This is a genomic window from Bradyrhizobium sp. Tv2a-2, assembly GCF_000472425.1.
GTDB lineage: Bacteria > Pseudomonadota > Alphaproteobacteria > Rhizobiales > Xanthobacteraceae > Bradyrhizobium.
The window spans coordinates 226,796-245,996 of record NZ_AXAI01000009.1; the positions used below are offsets into that span (position 1 = coordinate 226,796).

A 19,201-nucleotide genomic window follows, 5' to 3' on the forward strand; every position below is an offset into this window, starting at 1 on the left:
GGGAAAGCCTTTAGTTTTCGTATCTTTTGAAACCTTTCCGGCTCTCGCCAGACCTATCCACAGCCCTTGTTTCGCAAGGCGAATTTCCCGCAGGCCCGGTTGTCCAACGCCGCGCAGACAGAGCCTTGTCAGGAGAGGCCTGCGGGCCTCAGTTCCAATGGAACCGAGGCTGGTTCGTGAGTGAAAACACTAATATGATACCGGTCTCGCAAGGGAGTTTTCGGATGCGCGAGGTATTTGCGCACGCCGTGGTTGATTGTGAGACAGATCACACACGCGGATATGCGGTCGTGGCAGACTGAAGAATCTTGTCATAGTCATCGAACCAGCCAGTAACTCCATTCGACAAATCCTGCGAGACGGACCTTGAGCGCACCACAGGCGGCTTCGGACGAAGTCCCGATCGCCAGGATCGCTTTAGGGACCGGCTCGCCATGCAGGTGCTGTATGGACGGCACCATGTCAGGGTATTCCGCTTTGGACTTCGGCTCGTCCGCGACGAACAGGTCGCCGAAGACCTCATCAGCGAGGTCTTCCTCGATGTCTGGCGTCAGGCCGGCAAACTCGAAGGCCGATCCACCTGGCTGTTGGCGATTACGCGTTTCAAGGCCCTCTCGGCGCTGCGGCGCCGGAAGGGCCTCGAGTTGGAAGACGAGGCTGCCCAGGCGATCGAGGATACCTCCGACGATCCGGAAGTGGCGGCGACCAAGAAAGATACCAGTGCGGCGTTGCGTAAGTGTTTGGCCGGGCTTTCGCCGGAGCATCGGGAGATCGTCGATCTTGTCTACTACCATGAGAAATCAGTGGAAGAAGTGGCCGAAATCGTCGGGATTCCGGAAAATACCGTGAAGACGCGTCTATTTTACGCGCGTAAGAAACTGGCCGAACTGCTGAAGGCAGCCGGCGTTCAACGAGGCTGGCGATGATGGCGCTGAGCAAAAAGATGCTGGAACGCGACCCCAGTGACGTCGAGCTGTTGCTGCCATGGCACGCTGCGGGCAGGCTGAACGCACGCGATGCGCGCCGGGTCGAGGAAGCGTTGGCCCGCGATCCCGCGGTCGCCCGGCAATATGCCGTGATCCGCGAGGAATATGCCGAGACCATCGCCTTGAACGAAAGCCTGGGGGCGCCGTCGGGGCGGGCGATGCAAACGCTTTTTGCGGCGATCGACGCCGAGCCCGAGCGCCGTCGGCCCGTGGCGGCGGGCCTGGCCGCGAGGATCTCCGGTTTTTTTTCTAATCTTTCGCCCCGCACGATTGCCTGGTCGGCGACGCTCGGGGCGATCTTGCTCCTCGCGCAGGCTGCCGTGATCGGCACTGTGCTGATGAACCAGCCCGGCAATTTCCGGACGGCCTCGCTCAGCATGAACGAGCCAGTGACCCGTGATGTCAGCGGCGCCGCGCCGCCGCGCGCGCTGGTGCGTTTTGCGCAGGACGCCCGTGTCGCCGACATCACGGCGCTGCTCGACAAATATCAGGCCTCGATCATCGGTACGACGCGAGGCGGGATGTTCCGCCTGCAATTCGGTGACCAGGCCATGAGCAAGCAGGACCTCACCAGCCTGATCAACAGGCTTTCGAGCGAGAAGATCGTCAATCTCGCCGTGCCCGCGTCGTAAGGCGGGGCTGCAGCGCGCCAATTGCGAGGTCCAGATGCGTTGCGCGGCTGCCGGGCAAGTCGCCATCGGCGTGGCGGTACTCCGGCTCGGCAAAGCCAATGTCATTGCGGTCATTGCGGTCAGCGCAACCGACGAGCTGGATGAATTGTTCGCGGCATCGAATCGCGGCAGCTGTATCGCGCTTGCCGCGCCCGGCGTCGACATATCCTTCCTGCATTTGACGACAAATACCAGATGACATCGGGTACGGCGTTTTTGGCCGCCTATGTCAGAGGGCTTGCTGCGCTGGTCCTGTAACGCAATTCGTCCTTGAAGGCAGACGATGTGCGCACATTATTGACGAGCAGCGCACACGACCTTGGTTCACCAGGACGTGATGACGAGTTCGGTGTCGCTGAAGCGGATGCCTACGCGGCACTCAAGGCTGCAATCGGGGCAATGCCTGCGCCAGCAGCATCATCGGAACCGGGCAAGGCCAGCGAAAATGCGCCGGAACTGAAGGAAAACGCGCCAGTCGCGGCTGTCGCGACCGAAAAATCGGCGGCCACCGAAACCAGAGGCGCAGCCGAGCAATAGCTTTTGGCGCACAGAATCCTGTTTCCGAGAAGTTAAAAAAATCGGCCCCGCTTTTGAACGTGCCGCGATGATCAATCGACCAAATGGTGTGGGAGCGGGAAATCCCTCCCCGACAGTCATATCAGGCGCGAGCGCCCATCCACCCCAAGCGCCCATATGGCTTTGACCCGTCCGGTTGTCCCCCCGGACGGGTCTTCCATTTTGCGCGCTGTTTTGACGCACGGCTGCGGGTAGGACTGCGATGAGCGGGCCGGCTTGACGGGGGAAGGCAAAGAAACTCCGGCGAACGACGGCTTTCGGCGTGCCAGCGCATGCATGCGCTGGACAATAAAAATGTTTTCCACAAAATATTGCCGTCGCGTCCAGTTGATTCGCGTCGTTGCGTCTGCGTCCGGTACTCTCTTACGGGCTGGGATTCATGACACAACTCCTGGATGTGGCTTTGCGCCGCGAACTTCTCGCGCGCTGGTGCGCGCTTGCCGAACAGCGCCTGCAGCATCTTACCGATCTGTTCGAAAGCGGGCGCTGGCGCCGCTATTACGGCGAACGGGCCTTTCTCGAAAATATCAAGGAAGCCAAGAAGGCGGTGGAGACCTGGCGTGCGCTCTCGGGTTATCCGGTTGCACGAAGGGGCGATTCGCCCGGCGTGATGCCGAAGGAGCGTGCGCCCGAGGTGTTGTGGCGGCCGAGCGCTCCTGCGAGCGAAACCTGTTTTGCGGACGTTGAGGTCGCGGTGGAGGAGGCTCCATCTCGACTGGAGGTGGACCTTGTCGCGCTGGAGCAGGCCCTGATCGCGCCGTCGCCGGTGGTGGACCTCGCCAGCATGGAGCAGCGCTACCCGCTGCTGCGCAACGCGCTGCTGTAGACGGCCTAACGCCGCACCGCGTTGCTGCCGACCATGACCTGGGCGTAGTGCTGCGCGCCGTCGGCTGTGAGATCGGCCGTCACTACATGGGCGTGATCGAGCCCGACCACCGCCCCGCGTGGCGTCTCCGCGATCATGTTGTTGTTGACCAGCGCGGCGCCGGCACCTGCCGCGACCGATACCCCGATGCCGGCAAAAGCGTTGCGGATGACATTTCCCGTGATGCTCACGTCGCGCAGATATTTGCCCCAGCCGGCGACGATACCGAAAGCAGGGGCGTTCTCGATCACATTGCCCGTCACGCTTGCGTCGGCTTCGACATAGATGCCGATGCCGCCGTCGTCGTCGGGCGCGGTGCCTGCGGGGCGCTTGGGCAACAGGTTGCGAATGATGTTGCCTTGAACAACCGCGATGCGGCCGCCTTCGTTGAAATTGCAGACGGAGACGCCGAGCGCTGCGCCATCAACGGTGTTGTTGGCGATCACCGCGCCCTCGAACGCAAATTCCGCGTAGAGCGCCACCTCGCGGACCTCGCTGACGCTGTTGCCTGTGATCTGGATATTGGAAGCGGAATTGCCGCGCACCGCGGAATAGTCGCAATTCCTGATGCGATTGCCGCGCACGATGACATTGCTGGCGCGGAAGGCGTTGATGGCGTTGCCATACTGGCCGCTTCCACCGGGGCCGGCCTTGATGTTCTCGATGCGGTTATCGGCGACCAGCGTGCCGTCGTCGCCGATCGCCGTGCGCAGGATCTCGATGCCGTTGTCGCTGGTTCCGATGATGGTGTTGCGCGAGACGATGAGGCCAAGCGCGTCGAAGGAGACGAGCGCGGTCGCAGCGATTCCGGAGAAGATGTTGCCGCTGATGTCGCCTGCGACCTGCTCGATCCAGATGCCGTTGCCGCCGCTGTTTGTGATCTCGCAGTCGGTGATCTCAACCGCGCGCCCGCCCAGCAGATGGATCAGACCGCGCCGCGGCGGCAGTGGAATGCTGCCGCCATCGAGCGTGAGGCCGGACAGGGTGATGTGCCCGCAGCCTTCGCCCAGCAGCAGCGACGGCCCGCCGGTATAGACAAGTTTTGTCGCGCCGCGCACGCCGATCAGTTGCGTGCCGTTCTGCAGGCTTAACGGGCCGGTGCGATAGATACCCGGCGGCAGCACCAGCGGCACCTGCGCGCGCGCCGCCTCGTCGATTGCCCGCTGCAGGCTTTTGGTCTGGTCGTCGGCACTCCCTGGCCGCACGCCATATTGCGTGATGTCGCGCCCGAGCGATGCGGCAAGGGCGTCGCGGGGCATAGCAAGCGCGCCGGCCGCGCCGGCAACGGAAGCGCCCAACAGATGGCGGCGATTGAGGTCCATGGCCCGCATCCCTGGCGACGGCACGTCTTGGGGTGATTACTCCAGAAATACAGTGCCGCGCGGCGTTAGCGGTGGCAGGGAAGGGGATTGTTGGCGGTAGGGTTAAATCTTTGCTTTTTCAGCACTCTCTCATGCCGTCTCACGGCTTGCCCACGTCAAACCCGCGATGCGCCGGGAGCAGGCTTGGCCCGCTAGGCCACCACCCGGTCACCGGGCGAGCCCGTGCGTCCGAATTCCGTTCCGAGCGAGAAGGTGGCGAAATTCTCTACGTGCGAGGGACGGCTTGCGATGGCCCTCCTGCCGAACGGCAATGACCTCAGGGCGCGAACATACTGAAGGCCAACGCCCCCACAAGTCCAACACACCACGTCATCAAGATAAGGAACAGAATATCGAGCCGGGCCATTTTACGAACCCGTAAGCTAATATTTCGATTGGTCTAACTTTTCTCTCCTACCGCAGGACATGCGAAGGGCTTCAGATAAAAAGGCCGCTCGTGAAAGCGGCCACCGGGCTAAAAATCAATTCGTACTGAAACGTTCCCAGCTCCCCGGTTGGTAGAGACGATATCGCGTTTCGTGGCTCCGGCGTCTAACTTTGATTAGAAGGTCAACTACCCATTCAGTGGTACTCCACTGGCATATCCCAATCACTCGCCGAACCCCGTGGCGGCTAATCCGCTACGTTGCATTCGGAACGAATGCAGTCGTATGCATAAGGAGGGTCGTGAGGGGACAAACGCAATGGAGCTTTTTAGGGCTCAGAAGATCGCTGAGGGGCCGAGCGCCTCAAAGCGGCGCTGCCGCTTCTGCGGTGAGATGCAAGAAGTCATGCAAGTGGTTGTCGATGCAGACACCGGGCACAGTGTCCAAATGTTCGAGTGCAAAGGCTGCGGAGAGCGAAGCTGGGACGACTAGGCCGCCTCACGGTCGCGGCAGGGTCCAAGTTAGAATTTCCCTGAACCTTTAACATCACTCCGGGTTAATCGCGCGGAGCAGGTTGCATGGAGGGAGCCCGTGATGAAGTGCTTCGCGGCTCGGCGCGATCCGACTTGATCTGCTGGAGCGCGAACGAGTCTACCGGATACTTCGCGTGAGGATGGAATGCGAAGAGACGTTGCTGTTGAACGTCCTCGGAGGAGCAGGCTTCTCAAATTGGTGATGAGTGAAAGTATCCTTTTGAACTGACCGCCCACACTGTTGGGCGTACGCGAGATCGCATCCGGCTCGAAAGCTGGATCACCTCCAAGAAGGGAAGACGACCCCGGTATCGCCCCACCGGGGTCGTTCCTTTTCGGGCGCGTCGCCAGAACCGTTTAAGGGGACCACGCCGGAAGGCTCAGACCCGCCGCTGCTGAGGTCCACTTCGCGCTAAAGTAAAGGCCCGCGCGACGCCGAGGAGGGCCGCCGTACCCCGAAATTGCCGCCCATTGCTTCCCTGCATAGGTGCTAGACCAGATAGGGGTTGCTCTGGGAACGGGCCTGTGCAAATCCCGAAAAAGAGAATTGAATTAAATCCGTTCGTTAACCAATTAAATCCGTTCGTTAACCAAGGGAGTTGCAATGAGACGGGGACTTCTCATTCTGACAGTCTTGTTCGGTTTTTCATCAGGCGCTTGTGCGGGGGAGCGGCCGGGCTTGCTGCGCTCGGTCTCCTGCTCTGTCGTCCGGTATTATGTGACGAAATATAGCGAGGCAGCGGCCGAAGCGTGGGCGAGAAGCAAGGGCGCCACCGAGGCCGAGATTGACGCAGCAAAGCGTTGCTTGACCACCGAAACGACGCGAACCGCTAAGGCTCAGACCAGGCCTCTAGCGCTCGGATCGTATGGCTGGTGACCCCTCAAAGACACCGTCATATTTTGGTTCACAGATTTCTTAAACGCCGAAACGCGGTGTGTAACCGCGCCTGCCGCGCTGACACCTGTTCGTCTTTCAAAGCGGCTCCATCCTTGATCGCGTCGAGCGATCCGTTTCTCCAACAGCACGAAGGATTATAGTGTTGCGTAAAATCGTAGCTGCAATTGCTTTGCTTTGCCTCGCCGCATCGAGCGCAGAAGCCAGAACTCGCAATCATCATGACTATCGGCACTATGCGCACAGGAACTCACATGCCGGGCGGCCCTCTGCGTGGTGCGGATGGTACATGCGCACTCAGGTTGGTGGCGATCCCGGTCCAGAGTACAACCTCGCCAAAGCTTGGACTCACTATGGCGTAAGTGCGGGTGGTCCGTCAGTCGGGGCTATCGTCGTCTGGCGTCACCACGTCGGCAAGATTGTAGGCCAGCAGAACGGCCAATGGATCGTGCAAAGCGGTAACGATGGCCACGCTGTGAGGACACGTCCGCGATCCTTGGCGGGTGCGATTGCCTTCAGGCGAGCTTACGCCTCGATGTAGGCGGGTATGAACGAATAGAGCGAGGCCCGGCGTGACTAAATCGCGATGAGATTTGGTTGAATCGTCATCGCGCTTTAGGTCTTTGATTGAGCATGATCTTTTCGGAGAACCGCTACACACTTCTCCGGATCATGCTTAGGAGACCGGCCTCGGAGCGACGCCGGCTGACGACCGTAGGTTCAGATCGGAACCAAGGTCGGCGCCTTCGCCCCAGCGGTCTCTCGGCAGGCCTATAACCAATGGGATATTCCGATTTTAAGAAGGAGTCCTGCACTGGGCGCAGGTCGCCAAAGGCGAATTCGGCGTAAGCTAATATCGGTTATCTCGAATACGCCGCTTCCAAATTGTCTGAGTTGGGAGGCCTGTCATGTTCCGAGACCCATCTACCCGCGAAGGTGTACTATACGGGACGCTGCTCGCTTTCGGACTATCGCTCATTGGCCTTGGAGTTCACAGCCTACTCCGCTCGCCCGACGAGATCGCGAAGGTCACTGGCTTGGTTTCAGTCAGTCAGGCATCGTCTAATCCCTGATCTATCGTCTGATCAACCGTGCGCCCGGCGTCCGGGCTCGACGGCTTGGGATTTCACGGGGCGCGGCTTGTTAAGGTATCGAAACGCTCCGGGGCCGCCGCCGAGTTGACGCCAGTTCGACCGTGCAACCGAAGCGCGCCAACGAACTTTGCAAAATGTTGTCCCCAGTGTCGCCCCGGCAGATTTTTCGTACGTCGAACGTTCTCGAAAATCTCGGACAAGTTTTTGATTTGACTCAGCAAAGTGATAGTGCGCTGAGGCGAGGGGTAGTTCGAAATCTTTACCTCCGGCAGTCGCGTTGAAAAGTGGTACCCTGCGTGCCATCGCATGATGATGAGCGCATGATCGTGATGCGAGCGCGAGCGCAGCGGAGGTGGTGAACATGAACGGAAATCGTTACTACGGTGTCAGAGTTGAAGGCGCGAAATACGGTGTGAGCTTTGGTACGGCCCTCGCGATCGCGATATCCTATACCGCCAATCACTCGATACTTTGGGCAATCGTTCACGGCATTTTGGGCTGGCTCTACGTGATTTACTACGCCCTGTTTCGGTCGTAGCAATTGCTCAACCCTCTACGTCTGCGCGAGCTCGACCTCGCGCTCCTTTTGCCGCACGAGCCTCACCATTTCCATCAAAATGGCCTCGCCCGCATCGACCAGCTGATCCAGCGTTATCCCCGGCGCGCCCTCGCGGACCACCAGGGGCACATGGATGAATGACGCCAGCTCCGGTCCACCGGGCTGTCGCGTTGCCTCGATCGCGCGCCAGCTCAGATAATTGCAGAGATACGTGCCGGCATCGCGGGAGAGCCGCGCGTCGATGCCTGTCGCGCGTGCGGCACGCAACAGGCTCGCCGTATGCGCACCGAACGGCCTGGCATCCTCCGCAGGAACGATCGATGATTTCTGCGCCCGGTTGCCGTCAGCGTCGGGAAGGTGCGTCGAGACGGCATTGCGTGCGCGGGTCTCGATCCGCAGGTAGCCGGTTCGCGACGCCAGCCCAAACATCAACAGTATCTGCGGACGCAGCCGCGCGATCAGTTCGGGCAATTCGCGATCCACGGTCTGATAGGTGACATGGAAGATGTGACCGGTCAGCGTGGCGCCGTCGAGCGCGGGACGGCGCAGCTCTGTCAGCCGGTCGACCAGCGGCATGGTCGGATTGAAAGGTGCGCCCGGAAACGGCCCGAAACCGGTGACGAGGATACGCAGGCTCATCGCAGCCACTCCACGATCTGTTCGGCGGCCACTGCCGGCGTGACATGGCCCTCCGCCACTTCAGCCTCGATCTTCTTCACTTTGCTGCGGATCGAGGCTTCGGTCCGCAGCCGCGCCATCATGCGCTGCTCCAGCATCGACCACATCCATTTTACCTGCTGCTCGCGCCGCCGCGCAGCGAAATCGCCAGACGCCGTCATCGCGCTGCGATGATCGAGCACTTTTTGCCAGAGCTCGGCAATGCCTGTGGCGGTCAGGGCCGAATAGGTCACGACCGGTGGGTGCCAGTGCTCCGAGCGGGGGGTCAGGATATGCAGCGCGCTGCGATATTCGCCCGCCGCCGCATTGGCGCGCTTCACATTGTCGCCGTCGGCCTTGTTGATGGCGATCATGTCGGCAAGCTCGACCAGGCCCTTCTTGATGCCCTGCAGCTCGTCGCCGGCGCCGGGAAGCATCAGGGCGAGGAAGAAGTCGGTCATGTCACAGACCGCGGTCTCCGATTGGCCGATGCCCACGGTCTCGACCAGGACGACGTCGAAGCCAGCCGCCTCGCACAGCAGCATCCCCTCACGCGTCTTGGCCGCGACCCCGCCGAGCGTGCCGGAGGACGGGGAGGGCCGGATGAAGGCGTGCTCGGATGCGGAGAGCCGGGCCATCCGCGTCTTGTCGCCGAGGATGGAGCCGCCCGAGCGCGCCGACGACGGGTCGACCGCAAGCACCGCGACCTTGTGGCCGCGCTCGATCAGGAACATGCCGAGCGCATCGATGGTCGTGGATTTGCCGACCCCCGGAGAGCCGGTAATGCCGACGCGGATGGCTTTACCTGTATGGGGCAACAGCGCCTGCACCAGCTCACGCGCGTGTGCCTGGTGATCGCTGCGCCGGCTTTCGATCAGCGTGATCGCCTGCGCCAGCGCCGCGCGATGGCCGGCGCGGAGGGCTCTTGCAAGGATCTTGGTGTCGAAGCGGGGATTGGTCGGTGTGGGCATGCCTTGCTTTACAACGGCAGGCGCAGGCAGGCGAGGGGGACAGCGGCGAACTGCACCGTTGCGCAAAGCTTTAAGGCTGGTCCTCGGCATCGCCCTTCGGGCGGCTGCCACCGAAGATCCGCGTTCCCTCGGCCGGAGCGCTGCTACTCCGCCGCCGCGCTGTGGCCGAGTCGCGCATTGAGCTTGTGGATCAGCTCTTCCGCGGCATCCGCAATCACCGTGCCGGGCGGGAAGATCGCCTCTGCACCGGCCTCGTAGAGGGCGTCATAATCCTGCGGCGGGACTACGCCGCCGACGATGATCATGATGTCCTCGCGGCCTTGGCTCTTCAGCGCAGCCTTTAGCTCCGGCACGGCCGTGAGGTGCGCGGCCGCGAGCGAGGAGACGCCGAGAACATGCACGTCGTTCTCGACGGCCTGGCGTGCGGCCTCGTCGGCGGTCGCAAACAAGGGGCCGATGTCGACGTCGAAGCCGATATCGGCGAAAGCGGACGCAATCACCTTCTGGCCGCGATCGTGGCCATCCTGGCCGATCTTGGCGACCAGGATGCGCGGCCTGCGGCCCTCGGCCTCCTCAAAAGCCTCGATCAGCGCCTGCACCTTTTCGACCCGGTTGGACATGCTGGAGGCCTCGCGCTTGTAGACGCCGGTGATGGACTTGATCTCGGCGCGGTGGCGGCCGAACACTTTTTCCATGGCATCGGAGATTTCGCCGACGGTGGCCTTCGCCCGCGCCGCATCTATGGCGAGAGCGAGCAAATTGCCGCTGCCCTCGGCGGCGCGCGTCAGCGCCGCCAGCGCCGCGTCGACGTCCTTCTGGTTGCGCTCGGAGCGCAGCCGCTTGAGCTTGTCGATCTGTAGCCGACGGACATTGGAATTGTCGACCTTCAGGATGTCGATCGGCTTCTCATCCGATGGCCTGTACTTGTTGACGCCGATCACCGCCTGCTTGCCGGCGTCGATCCGGGCCTGGGTCTTGGCGGAGGCCTCCTCGATGCGCAGCTTCGGCAGGCCGGCCTCGATCGCTTTCGCCATGCCGCCGAGCGCCTCGACCTCCTGGATATGCTCCCAGGCGCGGCCGGCGAGATCGCGGGTCAGCCGCTCGACATAATAGGAGCCGCCCCAGGGATCGATGATACGGTTGGTGCCGCTCTCCTGTTGCAGGAATAGCTGGGTGTTGCGCGCGATGCGGGCCGAGAAATCGGTCGGCAGCGCGAGCGCCTCGTCGAGCGCATTGGTGTGCAGCGACTGGGTGTGGCCTTGCGTCGCCGCCATCGCCTCGATGGTCGTGCGCATCACATTGTTGAACACGTCCTGCGCGGTCAGCGACCAGCCCGAGGTCTGGCAATGCGTGCGCAGGGACAGCGAGCGCGGGTCCTTCGGATTGAACGGTTTCAGCAGCTTCGCCCAGAGCAGGCGCGCGGCGCGCATCTTGGCGACTTCCATGAAGAAGTTCATGCCGATCGCCCAGAAGAATGACAGGCGCGGCGCGAAACGGTCGACGTCGAGGCCGGCGGATAGCCCAGCGCGCAAATATTCGACGCCGTCGGCGAGCGTATAGGCGAGCTCGAGGTCCTGCGTCGCGCCGGCCTCCTGCATGTGATAGCCGGAGATCGAGATCGAATTGAATTTCGGCATCCGCTGCGAGGTGTAGGCGAAGATGTCGGAGATGATCCGCATCGATGGGCTCGGCGGATAGATGTAGGTGTTGCGCACCATGAACTCTTTCAGAATGTCGTTCTGAATGGTGCCCGACAGCTTCTCCGGCGGCACGCCTTGTTCCTCGGCGGCAACGACGAACAGCGCGAGCACGGGCAGCACCGCGCCGTTCATGGTCATCGACACGCTCATCCGGTCGAGCGGGATGCCGGCGAACAGCGTGCGCATGTCGTAGATGGAATCGATCGCAACGCCGGCCATGCCGACATCACCTGACACGCGCGGATGATCGGAGTCATAGCCGCGGTGGGTGGCGAGATCGAAGGCGACGGACAGGCCCTTCTGCCCGGCGGCGAGGTTGCGGCGGTAGAAGGCGTTGGAGTCTTCCGCCGTGGAGAAGCCGGCATATTGCCTGATCGTCCAGGGCTGGTTGACATACATCGTGGGGTAGGGGCCGCGCAGATAAGGCGCGATCCCGGGCCAGGTCTCCAGGAAATCGATGCCGGTAAGGTCGGCCTCGCCGTAAGCCGGCTTCACCGGGATGCCTTCCGGCGTGAGCCACGGCTGGGCGTTGTCGGCTGGCGGTGGCGCGGCCGTTTTTTCGAATGCGATATCGGCGAAGTTCGGTATGCGGCTCATTCCCTGGCTTCCTCAAGCTCGCGATTTCGCTCGATCAGCTTGTGCACGTTCTTCTTGTAGACGGGATCGTCCAAGCGGCGGTCGGTCATCGCGCCAGACCCGAGCCACAGCAGCCGCGCGAACAGCTTCCCGAGCGTCCATTCCAATTGTGCAAAGCCGAGCAATATGTTTCCGAGCACCCGAAACATCGGCATAGCCTATCACAGTTTCCGCCTCGATGAGGCGATACCTCAATCATGGTCCGGATGCTGGTGGGACACGATGCCGCCAAGCTTCTCCGACCCGTAATTCTGCAGCGTGGTCTGGCTCGGCAGGTTGGCGATCCCGACCACCCAACCAAGGCGGGATTCCGTGCCATATTGCCGGGTCGGAATCATCCGGTCCGGGTGGTCGAACGTACCAGTCATGATCTCGATGCTCGGGCCGTCGATGCGGCGGAAGCTCAAGGGCGTCCCGCAGCTTGCGCAGAAATCGCGCATCGCAATGGAGGAGGAGCGGAACGCGGCCGGCGTGCCGCGGGTCCAGCTGAAATTCTCCCTGGCGATGTCGGCAAAGGAGGCGAACGGCGCGCCCGAGGCTTTCTGGCACATCCGGCAGTGGCAGATGCTGACCTTCAACGGCGCGGCCGTGATCGCAAAGCGGATGGCGCCGCATTGGCAGCCGCCGCTGAGCAGGGGCTTTGTGGTCTCACTCTTTGTTGTCTCGGCACTCGTTGTTTCGGCGCTCATGGCTGCTCCGCTTTCCGGTAGGCCTCTTCCAGCACGGCAGGTGCGTTGGAGCCTGCAAAGACGAAGGCGCCGACACCTGCCCCCTTCAATGCGGCCTCCAGTTCACCCGGACGTCCCGCCAGATAGATATGCTTGATTCCTGCGGCTTGAAGGGCGCGGGCAGCTTCGGCCGCCTGCTCGGCATAGACCTTGTCCGACGAACAAAGGCAGGCGAACCCGGCGCCGGAGGCCTTGCAAGCCGCAGCGAGCGCAGACGCGTCGGAAGAGCCTTCGCTGTCGATGGCCTCGATGCCGCCGCTTTCGAAAAAGCTCTTGGCAAAGGTTGCGCGTGCGGTGAAGTCGGAGGCTCGGCCGAGATTGGCGAGGAAGACGCGCGGCCGCTTGCCGGTTTCTTCAAGGATTTGGTCCGAGCGATCGCGCAGCCGCTCGAATGGAGTTGCGAGCCGCGTTGCCGAAAGCGGTGCGAAGCTGATGGTCGCAGCCGGAGCCGGCAGCACCACCGGCTTCACATCCTCGACCGCGACCGGCGCCTCCCGCAAATTGGGAAACTCGCTCGCCCCGGTCAGGACGTCCTTGCGGCGGGCGACGTTGGCTTCGCGTGCGCTGCGCGTTGCTGCCACCTTGCCCTGGATCAGGCCTTGCTGCAGCGCTGCAAAGATGCCGCCGGACTTCTCGATTTCCTGGAATAATGTCCACGAAGCGCTGCTCAATTCTTGCGTGAGGCTCTCGATGCCGCCGGAGCCAGCCGCGGGATCGCTGACCTTGGCGAGATTGGATTCCTCCAGAAGAATGAGCTGCGTGTTGCGCGCGACACGCCGTGCAAACGCTTCGGGCAGGCCGCAGGCCAGCGTGTGCGGCAGCACGGTGATCGCATTGGCGCCGGCTAGACCGGCGGCGAAGGTCGCCATGGTGGCGCGCAGCATGTTCACGTCAGAGTCACGCTGGGTCAGCATGCGCCACGCCGTTTCCGCGGCGATGAAGACCGGCTTCGGCGTGAGGCCGCAGGCCTGCTCGACGCGTGCCCAGAGCAGCCGGAGCGCACGGAATTTGGCCATGGTCAGGAACTGGTCGGCATCGGCGACGAGGCGGAACGACAGCGCGTCGCGCGCGGCATCGAGCGCGATGCCGCCATCCTCCAGCATGCGCAGATAGGCGATTGCGAGCGACAGCGCGAAGGCCAGCTCCTGCACCTCCGAGCCGCCGGCATCATGCACCGGTCGGCCGTCGGCCAGCACGAAGGGCCCCTTGAAGCCGCGCCCGATCAGCCCGCCCACGACTTTCGCAAACGGCGGCGCCATGTCTTGCCAGACGGAAGGTGCCGCACCATAGACCGCCATGGTCGACAGCGCCTGATAGTTGAAGCGGATATCGACCTGAGCGGGATCGATGCGCCTTGCCTCGATCAATGCGGCGAGGCTCTCGCCGGCATTGCCGCGCCCGATCACGGGATTGAGTGCAATCGCGATCCCGGCATCGATCATCACGCCGTCGAACAGCTTTTTCAGCGTCTCCGGGGTTGCGTCGAGCACGCCGAAGCCGCGCGCGCCTGGTCCTCCGGCAAACTCGATCTCGAGACCGGTCGCGCCATTCTCGAGCTCGGCAAGCGCGATGGCGTTGGCCTTCGCGGCATCCGGATGATCGATCCGCTGCATGATCTGCCACGGCGCCGCTGCCGCGCGGCCGGGGAGCGGCGTCGCATTGGTCGCGCGGCGGTAGATCGGCTCGATCTTGAGGCCGTCATAGGTCTTGCCGACCAGCTTCTCGAACGGCGCGCCTTTCAGCACCCCGTCCACCAGCTTGCGCCAGTCGTCGAAGCTGGCTTGCGGGAAATCGGAGGCCAAGGGCAGGTCGGATGGTGAGGTCATGCGGTATTTCGCTCCCGGTATCGAGCCGGAAATTGCCACGGCCGGCCGGCCAAGCCAAACGCTTGTTTTAGGTCAATCCAGCGCCGGCAGCCGCTCGATACCCGCGCTTGACAGGCTCGCCAGTGCCGCTTTGACATCGCATCCGCCGATCTTGCGCTGAGGCGCTATTTCGGCCAGCGGAACCAGCACGAAGGCGCGTTCGAGAACGCGCGGATGTGGAAGCCTCAGCGTCGCCGTCTGCAGCGCCAGGTCGTCATATGCGATCAGGTCGAGGTCGAGCGTGCGCGGTCCCCAGCGGCGTTCCACGGTCCGGTCGCGGCCGAAATTCCGCTCGACGGCTTGCAAGACCGCGAGCAGGGCATGTGGCTCAAGGCCAGTCTCGATCTCGATGCAGGCATTGACAAAAGGCGGCTGCTGCTCGTCGCCCCAGGGCGGGGTCGCATAATCGGAGGAGCGTGCCAGGAGCCTTGCTTGGGCGAGCGTGCAAGTCTCCGCAATCGCAGCCTTGAACGTCGCACGGACATCGCCGACATTGCCGCCAAGTGCAATGATCGCGCTAGCCATGCGTCGGCGGATGTCGGTTGCGCGTCAGCACCACGCCGACATCCTCGAAAATCTCCGCAATCGGCGCATGCGGCTTGTGCACGGTGACCTTGACGGCGCGTACCTTCGTAAACGACGACAGGATCGCATCCGCCACTGCGCCGGCGGCGCGTTCCAGGAGCTTGTAGTTGGCGTTTTTGAAAGCGTCGGTCGCGGTCCCGACCACGTTGGAATAGGAAATCGTATCGGACAGGCGGTCGCTGCGCGAGGATTCCGAGAGGTCGGCGTAGAGTTCGAGATCGATCACGAAGCGCTGGCCGACCTCCGTCTCATGCTTCATCACGCCATGACGGGCATGGACGACGACGCCTTTGATGAAGATGGTGTCGGTCATCGCTTCTCCTCGATCGCAGCCGCAAAGCGCAGCGCCTGCACGGTTTCCGCAACATCATGTGCGCGAATGATGTCGGCGCCGCGCTGAGCGGCGATCACATGCGCCGCGATCGATCCGCCCAGGCGCTCCTCCGGCTCGGCGGGACCAACGGTTGCGATGAAGCGCTTGCGCGAGGCGCCGACCAGGATCGGCAGGCCGAAGGCTGCGAGCTCATCCAGCCGCGCCAGCGCGGTCATGCTTTGCTCCGAGGTCTTGCCGAAGCCGATGCCGGGATCGAGCACGATATTGCCCGCGGGAATCCCTGCGCTAGCTGCGATCTCGAGCGAGCGCGCAAAGAACTCGGCGATGTCCTTCATGATGTCGATGGCGGGATCGGCCGCGTCGCGGTTATGCATGACAATGACCGGCACGTTGCGCGCGGCGACCAGCTTTGCCATTTCAGGATCACGCTGCAGGCCCCAGACGTCATTGGCAATGGCGACACCGGCGTCGAGCGCAAAGGCCACGACCTTGGCCTTCATGCTGTCGATAGAGACGGGCACGCCGAGCTTCACGACGTCGTAGAGGATCGGCTTGAGCCGCCTGATCTCCTCATCCCCCGTCACCGGGCTTGCGCCACCATAAGGGCGGGTGGATTCCGCACCGACATCGATGATGTCGGTGCCTTCCGCGACCATGCGCTGCGCGTGCCTGAGGGCTGGGCCGGGCGCATAAAAATGACCGCCGTCGGAGAAGGAGTCCGGCGTGACATTTAATACGCCCATCACGGCCGGATAAGGCCTTGCCAAAAGCTTCCGCAACAGCGGATGCCGGGGGGCCGCGCCTGGTGACCACGTGGCCGTCATGGGCAGTCTGGACGGGGTCGCACTCATGCCGGTGGCTTTGCGCGGTTAGCGTCCCCGAGTCAAGCCGCGGAGGCGTGCCGTTTGCCCGTCAATGCCGTGGGATCATGTTTGATTTGTATGCAAAGGCCGCTTCGCGCCCCGAGTTTGCAGCGAGCGACTGTTGCGAGTGAGCGCCCAACGGGGGCGGCTAATAGGTGATCTTGGGTTGCAGCTTGCGGGCCTGCGCGATCAATTGCGCGACCGATTTCTCCGATGGCAGGATGCGCACCAGCCTGCGCTTGGTGTTCACGTCTTTCATATTCTGCGCGAGTCGCGCCGGATTGCGATGTGCGAGCTCGCGCACCGTGGTGGGCCCGGCGGCACGGACCAGCCCGACCTTGGCCTTGCCCATCCCGGGGATGCGCATGTAGTCGGCGACATTGGCCCACTCCAGCAATTGCTGCTCACTAATGCACGTCTTCGCAGACAGCGCCTTGCGCCCCTTCACAGTGCGGGCCGCCTCGAGCAGCGCCTCGGTGGTCCGAACGCCGTGCGATTTGAGCTTTTGAGCGGCAAAGGCCGTCATGCCTTCCAGCTCGGAGAGGGGGTATGTCATGATACTCGATATCAGAAGGTGATTTAGGCGAACTGGCTGAGCCCCGGCGTCCCCGCGATGATCTCGCCCATTTGATCCGCTCCGATTATGTCATGGCCAAAGCGCAAAAGTTCACGGACGACCGTTTGAATTTCCGTGATGCTGAGGCCAAGGCCGATCAACTTGGTGCCAACGGCCATCAGGCTGTTGCCCATCAAGCGCGCAAGCCCGCCGCCATTCGATGCTGCGATAGCCGCCTCTGCACCTGGAATCTGATTGATCAAGGCCTGAACCTTGTCTGAAGGTCGCGTGCTGCGTAGGAACCCCAAAATGATCCCTACGGTTTTTTCAGCGACAGACCGATCGATGCCGGCTTTTGCAGCCAGCTGTCCAATCAATTCGTCCATAATGCCCCGCCTCAACCGGTTTTGAACCGGCCCCTCGAATTAAGAAATCATCTTGAGCTTGCGCATGACGAAATTCAAGCGATGACCACAACGCAAAGCACGATTCATCTGCAATCGCGTTGCAAGTGTTGCAGCAATGCAAGAGCGGTCGAGGGATTTTACGGGTTTCGCAATGCGGAGAAAGACTGTTGTGTCTGGTGGTTGGCCGAAAGCACGTAAGCGCTCGGTTGACCGGCCTCGCGTATGCCGCAATGCGGCGATCGGAACGGTTTAAATCGGCTTGCAAGATGCAGTATGATCCGACTTAAGGAGAAGACTTAAGGAGAAGATGGGTGAACCGAGACCGATGACGATGACGTCCAGCGACAAAATGTCCGATACCGACACGAAGATCTTCGTCGGCAAGGGCGAAGAGCCGGCGTGGCTGACGCTTGCGCTCGCCAACCGCCATGGTCTCGTCACCGGCGCCACGGGAACCGGGAAGACGGTAACGCTACAGGTCATGGCCGAGGGCTTTGCGCGCGCCGGCGTTCCCGTATTCGCCGCCGATATCAAGGGCGACCTCTCGGGGATTTCAGAAGCCGGCGAGGCCAAGGACTTTATCATCAAGCGGGCCGGCGAGATCGGGCTCAACTACGAGCCGGACCGCTTCTCCGCCGTCTTCTGGGATGTGTTCGGCGAGCAGGGACATCCGGTGCGGGCGACGGTGACCGAGATGGGCCCGCTGCTGCTGGCGCGCATGCTCGATCTCAACGATGTGCAAGAAGGCGTGCTCAATGTCGCGTTCCGCGTCGCCGACGAGAACGGGCTCGCGCTGATCGACATGAAGGATTTGCGGGCGCTGCTGGATGCCATCGTGCCCGATCCGGGCAACAAGGGCGACGACGATCCGCTGGCGCAGATCCGCAAAGCAGCGCAATCCTTTGGCAACGTGACACGGGCAACCGTGGGCACCATCCAGCGTCAGCTCCTCGTTCTGGAAAACCAGGGCGGCACCAAATTCTTCGGCGAGCCTGCGCTGTCGTTGCAGGATTTCATGCGCACCGACCGCGACGGGCGCGGCATGATCAACATCCTGGTCGCCGACAAATTGATGCAGAACCCGCGGCTCTATGCCACCTTCCTGCTATGGATGCTGTCGGAGCTGTTCGAGCAAATGCCGGAGGCCGGCGATCCACCCAAGCCGAAGCTCGTGTTCTTCTTTGACGAGGCGCATCTTCTCTTCAACGACGCGCCGAAGGCGTTGATGGAGAAGATCGAGCAGGTGGTGCGGCTGATCCGCTCCAAGGGCGTCGGCGTCTATTTCGTCACCCAGAATCCGATCGACGTGCCTGATCGGGTGCTCGGCCAGCTCGGCAACCGCGTGCAGCACGCGCTGCGCGCCTATACGCCGCGCGACCAGAAGGCAGTGTTGGCCGCAGCCCAAACCTTCCGGCCCAATCCCAAGCTCGATACCGCCAAGGTCATCATGGAACTCGGCAAGGGCGAGGCGCTGGTCTCGTTCCTGGAAGGCAATGGCGTACCGGCCATGGTCGAACGGGCTCTGATCCGTCCGCCGTCAGCACGGATCGGGCCGATCACGCCCGAGGAACGCAGGGCGATCATGGATCAAAGCCCTTTGAAAGGAAAATACGACACGGCCATCGACTCCGAGTCCGCTTACGAGATATTGCAGAAGCGCGTCGCGGGGACTGCGGCGACCGCCGAGGCGGCGGCGGGCGGCAGCATATGGGACAAGATCGGTGGCATCGTGAGCACGATATTCGGCACCAATGTCAGGCGCGGCAGGCTGTCAACCGGACAGTTGATCGCGCGCAAAGTGACGCGCTCGGTCACCGACCAGGTGGTCGGCGGCGTGGCGGCCGATATCGGCAAGTCGGTCGCGGGCTCGATCGGCGGCTCGGTGGGACGCGCGATCGTGCGCGGCACGCTCGGCGGACTGTTGCGCCGATGATCTCCAACATCCGGTTTGAACGCGCGTGACCGGCGAAAAA

The 19,201-nt window shown here is 62.4% G+C and carries 18 protein-coding genes and 1 pseudogene; 7 read left to right on the forward strand and 12 right to left on the reverse strand.

What is annotated here, in order from left to right; genetic code table 11:
- The first annotated feature begins 366 nt into the window (after nucleotides 1–366).
- From A3AI_RS43200 to A3AI_RS0120795, 5 genes and pseudogenes are all read left to right on the forward strand, one after another.
- Nucleotides 367–926 (forward strand): annotated as a pseudogene (locus tag A3AI_RS43200) (sigma-70 family RNA polymerase sigma factor).
- On the forward strand, nucleotides 923–1,618 hold the full coding sequence (locus A3AI_RS0120780) for a hypothetical protein (RefSeq protein ID WP_024517423.1): 696 nt from the start codon (nucleotides 923–925) through the stop codon (nucleotides 1,616–1,618). Before A3AI_RS43200 ends, A3AI_RS0120780 begins: the two are co-directional and overlap by 4 nt.
- 34 nt (nucleotides 1,619–1,652) lie before the next feature.
- Nucleotides 1,653–1,856, forward strand: coding sequence for a S8/S53 family peptidase (locus tag A3AI_RS50280; RefSeq protein ID WP_024517424.1), 204 nt, complete (start codon nucleotides 1,653–1,655; stop codon nucleotides 1,854–1,856).
- A gap of 71 nt (nucleotides 1,857–1,927) precedes the next feature.
- Entirely contained in the window at nucleotides 1,928–2,194 is a 267-nt protein-coding gene (locus A3AI_RS50285; RefSeq protein WP_024517425.1) for a hypothetical protein, read from the forward strand.
- A 418-nt stretch (nucleotides 2,195–2,612) separates the two neighbouring features.
- Nucleotides 2,613–3,059: a TIGR03809 family protein gene (locus A3AI_RS0120795; protein WP_036048988.1), complete on the forward strand. Its 447-nt coding sequence runs from the start codon at nucleotides 2,613–2,615 to the stop codon at nucleotides 3,057–3,059.
- 5 nt (nucleotides 3,060–3,064) lie between these two features.
- On the opposite strand, the gene A3AI_RS0120800 is transcribed toward A3AI_RS0120795, so the two are convergent.
- The gene (locus A3AI_RS0120800) at nucleotides 3,065–4,420 is read right to left on the reverse strand and encodes a TIGR03808 family TAT-translocated repetitive protein (protein WP_024517427.1); all 1,356 of its coding nucleotides are present in this window, start codon (nucleotides 4,418–4,420) and stop codon (nucleotides 3,065–3,067) included.
- Nucleotides 4,421–7,728: 3,308 nt separating this feature from the next.
- Here A3AI_RS0120800 and A3AI_RS48800 point away from each other — a divergent pair.
- Nucleotides 7,729–7,905 (forward strand): hypothetical protein, encoded by a 177-nt coding sequence (locus tag A3AI_RS48800; RefSeq protein WP_198030156.1) that lies wholly within the window; start codon nucleotides 7,729–7,731, stop codon nucleotides 7,903–7,905.
- Between the two features lie 15 nt (nucleotides 7,906–7,920).
- On the opposite strand, the gene A3AI_RS0120825 is transcribed toward A3AI_RS48800, so the two are convergent.
- From A3AI_RS0120825 to A3AI_RS0120875, 11 genes are all read right to left on the reverse strand, one after another.
- A complete protein-coding gene (locus A3AI_RS0120825; protein WP_024517429.1) occupies nucleotides 7,921–8,565 on the reverse strand; it encodes a pyroglutamyl-peptidase I in 645 nt (214 codons plus the stop codon).
- On the reverse strand, nucleotides 8,562–9,554 hold the full coding sequence (gene meaB, locus A3AI_RS0120830; protein ID WP_024517430.1) for a methylmalonyl Co-A mutase-associated GTPase MeaB: 993 nt from the start codon (nucleotides 9,552–9,554) through the stop codon (nucleotides 8,562–8,564). Before meaB ends, A3AI_RS0120825 begins: the two co-directional genes overlap by 4 nt.
- Nucleotides 9,555–9,697: 143 nt before the next feature.
- The gene (gene scpA, locus A3AI_RS0120835) at nucleotides 9,698–11,851 is read right to left on the reverse strand and encodes a methylmalonyl-CoA mutase (protein WP_024517431.1); all 2,154 of its coding nucleotides are present in this window, start codon (nucleotides 11,849–11,851) and stop codon (nucleotides 9,698–9,700) included.
- On the reverse strand, nucleotides 11,848–12,039 hold the full coding sequence (locus A3AI_RS0120840; protein ID WP_024517432.1) for a hypothetical protein: 192 nt from the start codon (nucleotides 12,037–12,039) through the stop codon (nucleotides 11,848–11,850). The genes scpA and A3AI_RS0120840 overlap by 4 nt, the downstream gene beginning before the upstream one ends.
- A gap of 42 nt (nucleotides 12,040–12,081) precedes the next feature.
- Nucleotides 12,082–12,579, reverse strand: coding sequence for a GFA family protein (locus A3AI_RS0120845; RefSeq protein ID WP_024517433.1), 498 nt, complete (start codon nucleotides 12,577–12,579; stop codon nucleotides 12,082–12,084).
- Nucleotides 12,576–14,444 carry a methylmalonyl-CoA mutase subunit beta gene (locus tag A3AI_RS0120850; RefSeq protein ID WP_024517434.1) on the reverse strand — a complete coding sequence of 623 codons (1,869 nt, stop codon included), beginning with the start codon at nucleotides 14,442–14,444 and terminating at the stop codon, nucleotides 12,576–12,578. Before A3AI_RS0120850 ends, A3AI_RS0120845 begins: the two co-directional genes overlap by 4 nt.
- 72 nt (nucleotides 14,445–14,516) lie before the next feature.
- A complete protein-coding gene (folK, locus tag A3AI_RS0120855) occupies nucleotides 14,517–15,008 on the reverse strand; it encodes a 2-amino-4-hydroxy-6-hydroxymethyldihydropteridine diphosphokinase (RefSeq protein ID WP_024517435.1) in 492 nt (163 codons plus the stop codon).
- Nucleotides 15,001–15,381 (reverse strand): dihydroneopterin aldolase, encoded by a 381-nt coding sequence (gene folB / locus A3AI_RS0120860; protein ID WP_024517436.1) that lies wholly within the window; start codon nucleotides 15,379–15,381, stop codon nucleotides 15,001–15,003. The genes folK and folB overlap by 8 nt, the downstream gene beginning before the upstream one ends.
- Complete coding sequence (gene folP, locus A3AI_RS0120865; RefSeq protein WP_024517437.1) at nucleotides 15,378–16,253, reverse strand: dihydropteroate synthase; 876 nt, start codon at nucleotides 16,251–16,253, stop codon at nucleotides 15,378–15,380. Before folP ends, folB begins: the two co-directional genes overlap by 4 nt.
- 160 nt (nucleotides 16,254–16,413) lie before the next feature.
- Nucleotides 16,414–16,821: a DUF4332 domain-containing protein gene (locus tag A3AI_RS0120870; protein WP_024517438.1), complete on the reverse strand. Its 408-nt coding sequence runs from the start codon at nucleotides 16,819–16,821 to the stop codon at nucleotides 16,414–16,416.
- A gap of 23 nt (nucleotides 16,822–16,844) precedes the next feature.
- Nucleotides 16,845–17,207 (reverse strand): hypothetical protein, encoded by a 363-nt coding sequence (locus A3AI_RS0120875; protein WP_024517439.1) that lies wholly within the window; start codon nucleotides 17,205–17,207, stop codon nucleotides 16,845–16,847.
- A 352-nt stretch (nucleotides 17,208–17,559) separates the two neighbouring features.
- Here A3AI_RS0120875 and A3AI_RS0120880 point away from each other — a divergent pair, with 352 nt between their 5' ends.
- Nucleotides 17,560–19,161, forward strand: coding sequence for a helicase HerA-like domain-containing protein (locus A3AI_RS0120880; RefSeq protein WP_024517440.1), 1,602 nt, complete (start codon nucleotides 17,560–17,562; stop codon nucleotides 19,159–19,161).
- The last annotated feature ends 40 nt before the right edge of the window (nucleotides 19,162–19,201 follow it).

Coding starts and splice junctions, on each gene's coding strand:
- A3AI_RS0120780 (WP_024517423.1), top strand. CDS start 923: ATGATGGCGCTGAGCAAAAAGATGCTGGAACGCGACCCCAGTGACGTC.
- A3AI_RS50280 (WP_024517424.1), top strand. CDS start 1,653: ATGCGTTGCGCGGCTGCCGGGCAAGTCGCCATCGGCGTGGCGGTACTC.
- A3AI_RS0120795 (WP_036048988.1), top strand. CDS start 2,613: ATGACACAACTCCTGGATGTGGCTTTGCGCCGCGAACTTCTCGCGCGC.
- A3AI_RS0120800 (WP_024517427.1), bottom strand. CDS start 4,420: ATGGACCTCAATCGCCGCCATCTGTTGGGCGCTTCCGTTGCCGGCGCG.
- A3AI_RS48800 (WP_198030156.1), top strand. CDS start 7,729: ATGAACGGAAATCGTTACTACGGTGTCAGAGTTGAAGGCGCGAAATAC.
- A3AI_RS0120825 (WP_024517429.1), bottom strand. CDS start 8,565: ATGAGCCTGCGTATCCTCGTCACCGGTTTCGGGCCGTTTCCGGGCGCA.
- meaB (WP_024517430.1), bottom strand. CDS start 9,554: ATGCCCACACCGACCAATCCCCGCTTCGACACCAAGATCCTTGCAAGA.
- scpA (WP_024517431.1), bottom strand. CDS start 11,851: ATGAGCCGCATACCGAACTTCGCCGATATCGCATTCGAAAAAACGGCC.
- A3AI_RS0120840 (WP_024517432.1), bottom strand. CDS start 12,039: ATGTTTCGGGTGCTCGGAAACATATTGCTCGGCTTTGCACAATTGGAA.
- A3AI_RS0120845 (WP_024517433.1), bottom strand. CDS start 12,579: ATGAGCGCCGAAACAACGAGTGCCGAGACAACAAAGAGTGAGACCACA.
- A3AI_RS0120850 (WP_024517434.1), bottom strand. CDS start 14,444: ATGACCTCACCATCCGACCTGCCCTTGGCCTCCGATTTCCCGCAAGCC.
- folK (WP_024517435.1), bottom strand. CDS start 15,008: ATGGCTAGCGCGATCATTGCACTTGGCGGCAATGTCGGCGATGTCCGT.
- folB (WP_024517436.1), bottom strand. CDS start 15,381: ATGACCGACACCATCTTCATCAAAGGCGTCGTCGTCCATGCCCGTCAT.
- folP (WP_024517437.1), bottom strand. CDS start 16,253: ATGAGTGCGACCCCGTCCAGACTGCCCATGACGGCCACGTGGTCACCA.
- A3AI_RS0120870 (WP_024517438.1), bottom strand. CDS start 16,821: ATGACATACCCCCTCTCCGAGCTGGAAGGCATGACGGCCTTTGCCGCT.
- A3AI_RS0120875 (WP_024517439.1), bottom strand. CDS start 17,207: ATGGACGAATTGATTGGACAGCTGGCTGCAAAAGCCGGCATCGATCGG.
- A3AI_RS0120880 (WP_024517440.1), top strand. CDS start 17,560: ATGACGTCCAGCGACAAAATGTCCGATACCGACACGAAGATCTTCGTC.